This is a genomic window from Desulfoluna sp. HI9BLuna, from assembly GCF_056829775.1.
Genome location: NZ_CP186555.1, coordinates 5,979,518 through 5,991,714 on the forward strand (window position 1 = coordinate 5,979,518; position 12,197 = coordinate 5,991,714).

At 60.4% G+C, this 12,197-nt stretch carries 8 protein-coding genes and 5 tRNA genes; 9 read left to right on the top strand and 4 right to left on the bottom strand.

Going from position 1 to position 12,197, the window contains the following annotated elements; genetic code table 11:
- Positions 1–25: 25 nt before the first annotated feature.
- Both ACOYW0_RS24240 and tadA read right to left on the bottom strand, forming a co-directional pair.
- A complete protein-coding gene (locus ACOYW0_RS24240; protein ID WP_180145456.1) occupies positions 26–1,312 on the bottom strand; it encodes an adenylosuccinate synthase in 1,287 nt (428 codons plus the stop codon).
- Between the two features lie 178 nt (positions 1,313–1,490).
- A complete protein-coding gene (gene tadA / locus ACOYW0_RS24245) occupies positions 1,491–1,988 on the bottom strand; it encodes a tRNA adenosine(34) deaminase TadA (protein WP_482416290.1) in 498 nt (165 codons plus the stop codon).
- Between the two features lie 326 nt (positions 1,989–2,314).
- On the opposite strand from tadA, the gene ACOYW0_RS24250 reads away from it, so the two are divergent.
- From ACOYW0_RS24250 to ACOYW0_RS24270, 5 genes are all read left to right on the top strand, one after another.
- A tRNA-Arg gene (locus ACOYW0_RS24250) sits at positions 2,315–2,391 on the top strand.
- Positions 2,392–2,449: 58 nt separating this feature from the next.
- Positions 2,450–2,526: transfer RNA gene (locus ACOYW0_RS24255), tRNA-Arg, on the top strand.
- 58 nt (positions 2,527–2,584) lie between these two features.
- Positions 2,585–2,661, top strand: a tRNA-Arg gene (locus ACOYW0_RS24260).
- 54 nt (positions 2,662–2,715) lie between these two features.
- A tRNA-Arg gene (locus ACOYW0_RS24265) sits at positions 2,716–2,792 on the top strand.
- A gap of 31 nt (positions 2,793–2,823) precedes the next feature.
- Positions 2,824–2,900 (top strand) — tRNA-Arg (locus tag ACOYW0_RS24270).
- Between the two features lie 75 nt (positions 2,901–2,975).
- Here ACOYW0_RS24270 and ACOYW0_RS24275 read toward each other — a convergent pair.
- Positions 2,976–3,668, bottom strand: coding sequence for a TIGR04283 family arsenosugar biosynthesis glycosyltransferase (locus ACOYW0_RS24275; RefSeq protein WP_482416291.1), 693 nt, complete (start codon positions 3,666–3,668; stop codon positions 2,976–2,978).
- Between the two features lie 99 nt (positions 3,669–3,767).
- Positions 3,768–5,771 carry a methyl-accepting chemotaxis protein gene (locus ACOYW0_RS24280; protein ID WP_482416292.1) on the bottom strand — a complete coding sequence of 668 codons (2,004 nt, stop codon included), beginning with the start codon at positions 5,769–5,771 and terminating at the stop codon, positions 3,768–3,770.
- A 414-nt stretch (positions 5,772–6,185) separates the two neighbouring features.
- On the opposite strand from ACOYW0_RS24280, the gene ACOYW0_RS24285 reads away from it, so the two are divergent.
- The 4 genes from ACOYW0_RS24285 (at position 6,186) to ACOYW0_RS24300 (ending at position 12,191) form a co-directional block, all read left to right on the top strand.
- Entirely contained in the window at positions 6,186–7,535 is a 1,350-nt protein-coding gene (locus tag ACOYW0_RS24285) for an ABC transporter substrate-binding protein (protein ID WP_482416293.1), read from the top strand.
- Positions 7,532–9,532 carry an ATP-binding protein gene (locus ACOYW0_RS24290; protein WP_482416294.1) on the top strand — a complete coding sequence of 667 codons (2,001 nt, stop codon included), beginning with the start codon at positions 7,532–7,534 and terminating at the stop codon, positions 9,530–9,532. Before ACOYW0_RS24285 ends, ACOYW0_RS24290 begins: the two co-directional genes overlap by 4 nt.
- Positions 9,529–10,893: a sigma-54-dependent transcriptional regulator gene (locus tag ACOYW0_RS24295; RefSeq protein WP_482416295.1), complete on the top strand. Its 1,365-nt coding sequence runs from the start codon at positions 9,529–9,531 to the stop codon at positions 10,891–10,893. The genes ACOYW0_RS24290 and ACOYW0_RS24295 overlap by 4 nt, the downstream gene beginning before the upstream one ends.
- A gap of 344 nt (positions 10,894–11,237) precedes the next feature.
- Entirely contained in the window at positions 11,238–12,191 is a 954-nt protein-coding gene (locus ACOYW0_RS24300) for a tripartite tricarboxylate transporter substrate binding protein (RefSeq protein ID WP_482416296.1), read from the top strand.
- Positions 12,192–12,197 lie beyond the last annotated feature (6 nt).

The window sequence follows — 12,197 nt, forward strand, 5'->3', positions numbered from 1 at the left end:
CCAAATGTCAAACCCAAAAAAGGGATCAGAAGTGTTTTTTTAGAACGATGGTTTCCTCACGGCCGGGGCCCACGGAAACAACATCCACGGGGGTTCCGGCCAGCTCTTCGATGCGCTTGAGATAAGCCTTGGCATTCTCAGGGAGATCGTCGTAGGAACGCACGCCGGAGATGTCCTCGTCCCAGCCGGGAAGGGTCTCGCAGACCTGGGTGCAGTTGTCCAGGGCATCAAGGTCGGCGGGGAAATCGGTGATCACTTCGCCCTTGTATTCGTACCCGGTGCAGAGCTTCAGCTCCTTAAGTCCCCCGAGGACGTCAAGCTTGGTGATGACCAGGCCGGTGAGGCCGTTCAGGCGGACGGCGTTTCTCAGGACCACCATGTCGAACCAGCCGCAGCGACGGCGACGACCGGTGGTGGCGCCGAACTCTGCGCCCTTCTCCTGCATGTAGGAGCCCACCTCGTCAAACAGCTCGGAGGGGAACGGACCGGCACCCACACGGGTGGTGTAGGCCTTGACGATCCCCAGGACACCGGTGATTTTACCCGGGCCAACGCCGGCGCCGCCGCAGGCGTTGCCGGAGACGGTGTTGGAGGAAGTGACAAAGGGGTAGGTGCCGTGGTCGATGTCGAGATGGGTGCCCTGGGCACCTTCGAAGACCACGTGCTGGCCCTTGTCCATGCCGGTGTTGATTTCAACGGAGGTGTCGGTGATGTAGGGCTTCAGCTCCTCGGCCAGCTTGAGGCAGTGGGCGATGGTGGCTTCCACATCTTCGGGCTCTTCGCCAAAGTAGTTGGTCAGGAGGAAGTTCTTCTCCTCCAGGGCTTCGGTGACCTTGGCGCGGAGAACGTCGGCGTTGAGGAAATCCAGAAAGCGGATGCCCACACGGGAGGCCTTGTCCTCGTAGCAGGGGCCGATGCCGCGACCGGTGGTGCCGATCTTGCCGTCGCCTTTTTTGATCTCCCGGGCGTGGTCGATGCGCTTGTGGTAGGGCATGATCACCTGGGCCCGATCGGAGAGGCGCAGATATTCGGGGCTGACGTCAACCCCTTTGCCCCCCAAGTAGGCGATCTCTTCGAGGAGCACTTCGGGGTCTACGACCACTCCGTTTCCGATGAAGCATTTCTTTTTCTGAAGGATGCCGGAGGGAACGAGATGGCTGATGAATTTTTCTCCGTCAACAACCATGGTGTGTCCCGCATTGTTCCCACCCTGGAATCTGACAACGTAATCGGCGTGTTCGGAAAGGAGGTCTACGATCTTCCCTTTTCCTTCATCACCCCACTGTGTTCCGACAATCACATAGTTACCCACAAGATGCTCCTTGACATGTGTGCAAATTAAAGTTGATGCGTCCATGCGTTTCATTTGATGGTACAAGCGGAGGGTGGACGCCTCCCCCGCCATGCCAGCGTATATATAACTGATGGGCGGTGAGCGACTGCCTGGCATGACATGGAGGACGATGCCCGGCGCGCTTCACGTGCCATGCTTACGTGTTTTGCTGAAGGGCGCTTTTTTTGCGCGCCTTCTGTTCCCTGCGCCTGAGCCGGAAAAAATCCTGCATAAGCGTGCGGCAGGCATCGGCACAGACCGAAGGGATAACGTCAAGGGAATGATTCAACCGACTGTCGTCGGCCAGGTTGTACAGGGAACCGGCTCCCCCCCACTTTTCGTCACATGCCCCGAAGACAACGCGGGAAAAACGCGCATGGACAATGGCCCCCATGCACATGATGCAGGGCTCGATGGTGGCGTACAAGCTCATTCCGGGAAGCCTGTAATTGTTCAGTTCTTTCGAGGCTTTCCGTATGGCGAGGATTTCCGCATGGGCCGTGGGGTCCGACAGGGAAATCGTCAGGTTATGGGCGGCAGAGATCACTTCTCCGGTTTCTGCCACAATCACGCAACCTATAGGAACCTCTCCTTTTTGTCCAGCTTTTTTGGCCTCTTCAATGGCCATATCCATATAATAGGTATCGTTTTTCATGGAGCCGTCCCCGAACGCCGACAGGCACCCGGATGTCTGGTGGAAAAAATGCGCCCGCGGGCGCCGTGAATGAATGAAAAGCCTCTCTATACCCCATCGGGCCAACGGGTGCACCTTCTTTCTTGGCCGGGGCCGATGTTTCCGATTTGGGGGGCTGGACCACTCCAAAGGGAACCTGTGTCAAAAAAATCGGGAGGGCTATGGGGTTGATATCATGCTCAACCCTTGTCATACGCATGTTTCGCGGTTTTTGGACGTCAAAAAAGTGGAACTTTCACGTTGACAAGCCGACGCGCTTTGGATTAAAAGAAAGCCAACTTTGAGACGCGCTCGTAGCTCAGCTGGATAGAGTACCTGACTACGAATCAGGTGGTCGCAGGTTCGAATCCTGCCGAGCGCGCCACTTCAAAGAGACGGGCTTTGCGAACGCAACCGCAAAGCTTTTTCTTTGGTCCCCTTGTGCGCTTGTAGCTCAGCTGGATAGAGTACCTGACTACGAATCAGGTGGTCGCAGGTTCGAATCCTGCCAAGCGCGCCATTTCAAAGTTACCTGTTTGCGGGTTTCGCATCCCGCAGATATTTTTCGGTTTTTATGTGCGCTCGTAGCTCAGCTGGATAGAGTACCTGACTACGAATCAGGTGGTCGCAGGTTCGAATCCTGCCGAGCGCGCCATTTCAAAGGGACGGCCCCTGCGAAGCCACTTTATCTCCTTTGAATCCCATTTGTGCGCTTGTAGCTCAGCTGGATAGAGTACCTGACTACGAATCAGGTGGTCGCAGGTTCGAATCCTGCCAAGCGCGCCATTTTTATCTTAAACCGGAAAAACCCATTTGCGCGCTCGTAGCTCAGCTGGATAGAGTACCTGACTACGAATCAGGTGGTCGCAGGTTCGAATCCTGCCGAGCGCGCCACTTAAAAAATATCAAGGCCCTGCATGGTTATCATGCAGGGCCTTTTTTGCTTGGTCTCCCCTGCTCTCTTGTGAATCAGGGCGCGTGGGGCCGATAGTGCTTTCCAAGGCGTTCGGCCGGGACGCCGCAGACAAACAAAGTGGCCAGCAGCCAGGTCCGCACCAGCGAGTAGATCACCCCCTCTTTTTCCCAGCGACGGGGCGAGGTGGTCACCGCCTCGGGCAGGATGCAGACCCGCTCCTTTTTTTTCCGCAGGCGGCGCATCAGCTCGATGTCTTCCATGACGGGGATCTCCCGGAACCCGCCCAGGCGGAAAAAGTCGGCCCGGTGCATGAAGATGGCCTGGTCCCCGTAGGGAATGCCCGTGAGGCGGCACCGCAGGCCCGCTGCCCGGGAAATCAGGGCAAACGCTTTTTTGTCCCCGGAAAAGCGCAGGGTAAAGGCCCCGGCCACATAGCGCCCGGTGGAAAGGGTCTCCCGGATGCGGTTAAAGGCCCGGTCCGGGAGCCGGGTGTCGGCGTGGAGAAACACAAGGATCTCTCCCGTGGCTACCCTGGCCCCTGCGTTGAGCTGCGGCCCCCTGCCACCGCCTGCCGTCAGGGTGACGGCAGGGGTGCCCTCAAGGGTGGCAATGCTTTCCCCGCCGGGATCGCCGTCCACCACAACCACCTCATGGACGGCGTCTCCGAACCGGGCTCGAAGCCGGTCCAGAAACACCTTGATGTGGGGTTCCCGCAGCACGGGAACGATGACGGAGATGCGTGGCATGGTCCTCCTTTACAAAGGGGCGCGGCATGGCAATGGAGCCCGGGGCGAACGGAGCACCCCGGGACTCAGCCCGGATGCGTAACGGAAAAAGCGATGGGGTCAAACCCGGAACGCGCCCGTTACCGTGTTGATGGTGGCCACCTCACGGTTCAGGCTGTCCACATGGCCGACCACCTCGTCGGCGTGCTGTGAGGCCAGGGCAACGGCCCCGTTTACCTCGGATATCCCAGCGGACATGTGGGAGACGATGTCCGAACTCTGGGCCAGGTTTTCATTGATCTCCCGGAGCCCCACTGAGGCCTGGACCACGTTTCCGGCAATCTCCTTGGTGGCTGCGGACTGCTCTTCCACGGCCGTTGCAATGGAGTTGATGATCTCATGGACGTGGTTGATGGAGCCCACCACGTTGGTGATGCCCCTGGCCGTGGCGTGGGTGGTGGCCTGGACCCCGCCGATCTGCTCCTTGATGTCCTGGGTGGCCCTGGCTGTCTGGCCTGCCAGCTCTTTAATTTCGTTGGCAACAACGGCAAAGCCCTTGCCCGCGTCCCCTGCCCTGGCCGCTTCGATGGTGGCGTTCAGGGCCAGCAGGTTGGTCTGCTCCGAGATCTCGGTGATGGTCTGGGTGACCTTGCCGATGGCCTCGGCTGCCTGGCCCAGGGCGTCCATCTGTTCAGAGGTCTGCTGTGCTTCGGCCACGGCCTCGGTGGAGGTGTGGCGGGCTTTTTCCGAGTTGGCTGCAATCTCGTTGATGGTGGCGGTCATCTCCTCGGCGGCACTTGCCACCATGTTGGTGTTGGTGGCGGTCTGCTCCATGGCCGAGGCAATGGAGTTCATGTTGGACGAGATCTCGGAGGCCTCGCCGTCGATGCGGTCGATGCGCTGGGCCGTGGCGGACATGGTCTGGTTCATCACCTCGGCGGATTCCGTGAGCCCCCGGGAGACGCCTTCAAGGGTCTGTGAATTCCGGACCAGCCCGGTGACGATCTTCTGCAGGTTGCCTACAAAGGTGTTGAACCACCTGGAGAGCCTGCCGATTTCATTTTGGGTGCCGGTGTCGAGGCGTCGGGTCAGATCCCCCTCGCCTTCGGCAATGTCTTTGAGCATCTCACGGGCATGGTGAATGGGGGTGACGATGCTGTTGGCGATGAGGGTGCCGAGGATGCAGAAGACCAGGAACATGAAGGCGGCGACCCCGGCGATCACCTTGATGAGGCCGTAGGTGGTGTCCATGACTTCCCGGTTTTCGATCATGGAGATCACCTTCCAGCCGACCCCGGGGATGGTGTGCACCACGGCCCGGTAGTCCGTGTCTCCCACGGCGATCTCTGCGTTGCCTTCGGCCATGGTCCCAAGGGTGGCAAACCCCGGTGAACCAAGCTCGGACAGTTTCTTGAAGTTGGTGACCGGATCGTTGGCGTTGGCAAGGATCACCCCGTTGGGCTGGACCAGCATCAAATACCCGGTCTCTCCTATTTTGATGTCATTGATGAGTTTTGTCAGCACTTTTAATGAGCATTCGATGGAGGAGACCCCCACCACCTCGCCTTCCCGCCTGATGGCCGAGGTGATGGCCACCACGGTTTCGCCGTTTGACGAGAGAAAGGCCTCGGACACTAAATCTGTTGAGGGCTGGGCTGCCTGTGCCTTGTACCAGGGACGCACCCTGGGGTCATACCCGGCGGCCATGGCAATGTCGATGGAGGTGATGAAGGCGCCGTCCTTCGTGGCAAGGTAGACCTCGATATAGTTCGGGTGGGTTTCATGGATGAGCCTGGCCAGCTTGTAAAATGCCGCATCGGGCTCTCCGGCCCGGAGGTAGTCCACCTCCACGGGCTCGGTGTTGTTCAGATAGGTCGTCATGCCCGGATGGATCGCTTCTTTTAACGGGGACTCAGACAGCATGTGTGTGTTGGCTTTGGCTTCGGTGAGAAAGGATGCGTAGTGGTCTGAAATGCGGTGGAGGAGCTTTGTGCTGTTGGCGTGATAGGACCGGATGGCGTGCCTGCTGAGGGAGACCCCCATGATCACGACGATGATAAGCAGGGGGAACATCACAGCTCCCATGAACGAGGCGATAATCTTCTTGCGGATGGTCAAATTCATGCATGTCTCCGTTGTTTCGGTTATCGTGCTCTTGTGCTGCCTTGAATATGGAGGCATTCCACTCCTGATATATAAGGGCTATGTTCTTTCTATCGGAACACCGGGGGCAATAGTTAAGGACGCCATGAAACAGGGCACCCTGAAGGGCCGCCAGGGGCGGGATAAACTTGTTTTCCCGGGACCTGCGTGTTACGAATCGGTTTTGTTTGGTGTGAAGACCGGGTTTTTTTGTATGTCCAAGGGTGACGGCACCTTATCCGGGTACCTTTGGGTGGGTCCGGGCCTTTGCAGCGCGATTTTTCGGCGCGTGTTATGGATTATTCAGTTAGCCCGGATATTTCACGATTATTTAGGGTTAGAAGGGAAGCGTTGATGCCTTGTTCCGGTTGTTCATCTCCTGAATCCGGTTGCGGTGTGGTCCACCCATCCATCATGCGGCGGTTTTGCGCGGCGCGTGCGCTTCTCTGCGCCGTGATCCTGTGTTTTGCCGCCAACGCCTCGGCTGCCGAGGCGCCGAAGCGCTACCTTGATATCATCACCTCCTTTCCCCCGGAGTTCTACGCGCCTTTTATCGCTGCCTTTTCAAAAAAATACCCGGACATCCAGGTGATGACCCGCAACAAGAAGACCACCTCCGCCCTGGTGGATATCCGTAGGGACAACCCCCACCGGTTCGATGTGTTCTGGTCTTCGTCCACGGACGCTTTTGCCATCCTCAAGGCCGAGGGGCGCCTTCAGCCCGTGCCCGGGGGCAGGCGTCACCCCGCCCTTTCCATTGACGGCATCCCCATCGACGACCCGGACGGCTATGTCATGGGCTTTGCCCTCTCCGGCGTGGGCTGGATGTGGAACCCCGCCTATTTAAGGCGGGAAGGCATCCCCGTACCCAAACACTGGGAAGATCTGGCAGCCCCCGTGTATTACGGGCACCTTGCCATGTCCACGCCGTCACGCTCGGGCACCACCCATCTTATTGTGGAGAGCCTTCTCCAGGAGCTGGGGTGGGAGAAGGGCTGGGCCATGCTGCTGCGCATGGCCGGAAACCTGCGCACCGTCTCTGCCCGGAGCTTCAGCGTGCCTGAAGGGCTGATCAACGAGCGCTTCGGCGTGGGCCTCGGCATCGATTTTCTGGGCCAGTCCCGCAGGGAGCTCAGGTTTCGCTACGGCACCCCGGTGTTTCTCGTGCCCGCAGGCATCGGCATGCTCACCGGCGGATGCAATCCGAAAGAAGCCGATCTTTTCATCGATTTTATCCTCTCCCCCGAAGGCCAGGAGATCCTCCGGCAGCCCACGGTCTGCCGCTTGCCTGTCTCCCGGGAGGTCCACGACCGCTCCACCGGTGAGGCCCCCGAGCTGCTGACCCTTATCCGAAGCAACCAGGCCAAGCCCTACGACGCGGACCTCTCCCGGTGCCGCTACCACCTGGTGAACCGACTCTTTGACCGGATGATCACCTACCGGCTCACGGAGCGCCGCTCCCTGTGGAAACGCTACCTTGCCCTGGAGCGCCGATGGGATGCAGAGGAAGGCCTTCCCATGAAAGAGGAGCTGGCGAGCCTGCTCTGTGAGGTGCCGGTCTCCGACGCCCAGAGCAGGAACCATGATTTTGCGGCCCAGTTTGCCCACGCCGCCCGGGGGACCGCCCCCACGGAGATGGAGCGCGCCGAGACAGATCGCTGGGACGCCTTTCTCTCAAAGCGCCTGGACCGCGCCCGGGCCATTCTCACAAAGGCGGAGTCCGAACTCATCAGGAGCAGGCCATGAAAATAAGGGGTGTGATGTTGTTCCCCGTGCGTTACGGGATCTGGTCCCGGCTTCTCATCGCCTTCGGCATTTCAGCGGCCATTACGGTGATGGCCGCGGTTACGGCCCTCCTGGTGTTTAACCGGTCCACCACCATCCTCAACGGCTTTGCCGAGGAGCACCTCCCGGAGCTGGTGCAGGTGGCCGAACTGGAGGGCGTGGGCGGAGAGATCATGGCCATGGCCCCTCTTCTTCTCTCCGCACCGGACGAGACCACCCGCAACACCGTCCAGGCCGATCTTGACGAACTCGTGGCCTCTGTAAACCGCCATATCAATGCCCTGGGCATCACCTCCCCCACGATCCGGGGCGAGATCCAGGGGCTCCTTACCGATCTAACCGATAACCTGGCCGCTCTGCAGGGCGCTGTCTCCGGTCGCCTGGAGGAGGAGGCCCTCCTTGTGCGCCAGACCGAGCGGCTTCGCTGGCTCTACGCAGATCTTGTGGGGGAGCTGGATCCCCTCAACCAGGACCTTGCCTACAACCTGGACTCCGAGATCGAGCGGATGATCGGCGCCTCGTTGCGGGAAGGCCCCCGGTTCTCGGCCCTGAGGCTCCGGGAGAACCGCCACACCAAGGACACCGTGGAGAAGATCGGTTCCAACGGCATCCTGCTGGTGAGCCTGATGCTCCAGGCCGCCACCGTCCAGGGGGACGCCCAGGTGGACAACCTGTCGTCTCTGTCTGCTGATGCCATGGATTTTATCCGCGTGAACCTGGCTCAGTTGCCCGCGGATTCCAGCATGCTGACCCTGCGTCAGCTCTTTACGGAGATTTTTTCCCTGGCCGAAGGGCCGGACGCCCTGTTTGCCATCAAAAAACGCATCCATCTCAAGGAGGCCGAGGGCCTGGAGATCCTGGCCGACAACCGTGCCCTGGTCCTGTCCCTCAGGAAGCGCATCGACACCCTGGTGGCCGACACCCGCCACGATGTGTTCCGGGCCGCCGCAGGCATCCGCAACACCATGGACCGGGCCCAGCGCCTGCTCATCGTCATGGTGCTGTTCAGCCTGTTCATTACCGGCGTGGTGCTCTGGTTCTATGTGCGGGGCAGCATCGTGAAGCGCCTCGATGCCCTGGGCCGAAGCATGCGCGCCGTTGCTGCAGGGAACCTGGATTACGGGGTGCCCGAGGCCGGGGACGACGAGATCGGGGAGATGGCCGAGGCCCTGCGGGTGTTCAAGGAGACGGCCGAGGAGCGGCGCAAGGCCCAGAACGAACTGGTGCAGGCCGGAAAGATGGCGGCCCTGGGGCAGCTCACCGCCGGTATCTCCCACGAACTCAACCAGCCGTTGTCCGCCATACGCTACTACCTGCACAACGCCCGGCTGCTCCTTGAGCGGGGCCGCATGGAGACCCACACCGAAAACCTGTCCCGCATCGGGGATCTTGTGGAGCGCATGGCCTCCATGATCAGCCATCTCAAGACCTTTGCCCGCTGGCCTTCGGAGGCTAAAGCCCCGGTGGCCGTGGTTCCGGTCATCGACCATGCCCTCTCCCTTTTTGCCGGAAAAATCAAGGCCGGGGGGATCTGCGTGACCTCTCCGGACCCGGACCTTTCCGTGCGGGTGTGCGCCGAAGAGATCCGGCTGGAACAGGTGCTCATCAACCTGATCAGCAACGCCGTGGACGCGGTGATGGAGATGCCCCAGGAGAGTCGGCATCTTGTGATAGGGGTGGACGGCAACAGCCGGGAGGTGGTGATCAGCGTGACAGACAGCGGGCCGGGCATTCCCGATGACGCCATGGGTTCCATCTTCGATCCTTTTTACACTACCAAGGAGGTGGGTAAGGGACTTGGGCTGGGCCTTTCCATCTCTTACAATATCGTCAAGGATTTCGATGGGACCTTAAAGGCCCACACGCCCGACGAGGGCGGCACACGGTTTTCCCTTTCCCTGCCCGGGGTCCACGGGACCCCTGAGGCACACACAACAGAAGAGAGAGACGCATCATGAGAGTTCCCTTAGGTGAAATTTTCCTGGTGGACGATGAGGAGGAGATCCGCATCGCCAGCAGCCAGACCTTTGAACTGGAAGGGTACGCCGTCAGGACTTTTGCCTCGGCGGCAGAGGTCCTTCCCCATATCGACCCGGACTGGCTGGGGGTGGTGATCACCGACGTGAAAATGCCGGGCATGGACGGGCTGGAGCTTCTTGCCGCCATCCGGGACATGGCCCCGGACCTTCCCGTGGTGATCCAGACGGGCCACGGCGATGTGCCCATGGCCCTTTCCGCCATAAAGGCCGGTGCCTACGATTTCATCGAAAAGCCGGTGCCCCCGGAGTACCTCATTGATGTGGCCAACCGGGCCCTGGAGTCCCGGCGCCTTAGCCTGGAGAACCGCTCCCTTAAAAAACGCCTGGCGTCGGAGGCGGACATCGGCTCGCGCATCATCGGCGAGTCCCAGGCGGCCTCGGGGCTCAGGCGCACCATCGGATCCCTCTCCCTCATCGACGTGGATGTCCTTCTCATTGGAGAGACCGGCGTGGGCAAGGAGCTTGCCGCCCACTGCCTCCACGACCTGGGCAACCGCAAAGCCGGTAAGTTCGTCCCCTTAAACTGCGGGGCCATTCCCCCCAACCTGGTGGAGAGCGAGCTTTTCGGGCACGAGCGCGGGGCCTTTACCAGCGCCTCCACCCGGCGCATCGGCAAAATCGAGCAGGCCCACGGCGGCACCCTCTTCTTAGACGAGATCGAGTCCATGCCCCTGTCCGTTCAGGTGAAGGTGCTCAGGGCCCTGCAGGAGCGGACCATCGAGCGTGTGGGGGGCGATCGCCTGATATCCGTGGACTTTCGAGTCATCGCCGCCACCAAGGTGAACCTGCGGGACGCCGTGACCCAAGGGGCCTTCCGTGAAGATCTCTTCTACCGACTCAACGTGGCCCGGGTGCCCATCCCTCCGCTTCGGGAGCGCACCGGCGATGCCCGGCTGCTCCTTCAGTGGTTCCTCATGAAGATGGCGGAGCGGTTTCACACGGCCCCGCCGTCCCTTGATTCTTCTGTGCTGGAGCGCCTCGAAGCCTATGACTGGCCCGGCAACGTCCGGGAGCTGCGCAACGTGGCTCAGCAGCTGGTTCTGGGGCTGCCCCTGGACCTGGCCGAGCCCCGGAATCCCGGCACGGCCGAACCGGATGCGCCCGCACCCGACGGCCCATGCGGAGCCGGGCTGGACGACCAGGTGAACCGCTATGAGAAACAGCTCATCGAAGAAGCCCTTGCCCGAAACGGCGGCAGCATGACCCGCACCGCCAACGACCTGGACATCCCGCGAAAGCGGCTCTACCTGCGCATGCAAAAATTCGGCATCCAGAAGTGATGTCTTCCGGGGGCGGGTTTCTCGCCCCCGGACCGCTGCCAATGGGTCAATTCCGAACCCTGTGGGTCGATTTTGACCCATTCCCTTCCCTCTTCCCTTTTCCCCCCTTGAAAAGATAGCGAGTCATTTCAACGGCAGGTTCGGCCTTACCGACTTTGGCACGGCATTTGCTATTTATTATGCCAGGAATGACCCCGGAGCGTTGAGGATGACGCCTCCGGCACCCGGGCGGGTGACGCCCTGCAGGGCACCCCTTGAAGGATCGGCGGGAACCGTTCGACCCTTTTTTTGTGCCTTGCAGACCCATCTGCCCCATAAAGAAACATCAACCTTAGGAGAACCTGATGCGTAAAGTGATGACCCTCGTCCTGGCGTTGAGCCTTGCTCTGCCCCTCTCTCTTTCCACCGCCTTTGCGAAGGAGTACCCCTCCAAGCCCATCAAGATCATCGTGCCGTCCAAAGCCGGAGGGTCCACGGACACCGGTGCCCGCCTCTTTATCAAGGCGGCCAAGAAGTACTGGCCCGATGCCAAGTTCGTCATTAAAAACGTTCCCGGGTCCGGCGGCCAGAAAGGCTTTGAAGAGATCGCCAAGGCACGCAAAGACGGTCACACCATCGGCATGATCTTCACCACCCAGGTGGTGGCCCACGTGGTTGCCAAGCGCGCCCGCTACACCCTGGACAGCTTCCATGTCATGGGCAACGTCATGCAGGACCCGCTCATCGTGGCGGTTCCCAAGGACAGCCCCATCAAGGACATGGGCGCCTTCATCAAGGAAGCCAAGGCCCGCTCCCTCACCACCGCGGTCAACGGCATCGGCTCCGATGACTTCATCGCCGCCAAGAAGCTGGAGCGCCAGACCGGCGTGACCTTCAACCTCCTGCCCACCAAAGGCTCCACCGAGCAGAAAGCCATGATCCTGGGTGGTCACGTGGACGCCAGCGTCATGAACCTCTCCCAGCTCCAGGCCCAGCACAAGGCAGGCACCGCACGCATCATCGCCATCCTTGACGATAACCGCTCCGAGATCCTCCCCGATGTGAAGACCGCCGCCGAGCAGGGTTTCCCCGTCAACATGACCGCCACCCGCGGGTTTGTTGCTCCGGCCGGTGTGAAAAAAGAGATCCTGGCCAAGCTCGACGATCTCCTGGCCAAGGTGCAGCAGGACGAAGAGTTCATCGCCGAGTGCACCAAAGATGTCTTCTTCCTGCTGCCCATGAACGGTGTGGATTACCTTTCTTACCTCACCGACCTGCAGGCCGAAACCCAGACCTTCTACGATAAGAACCCATGGTGATAACAC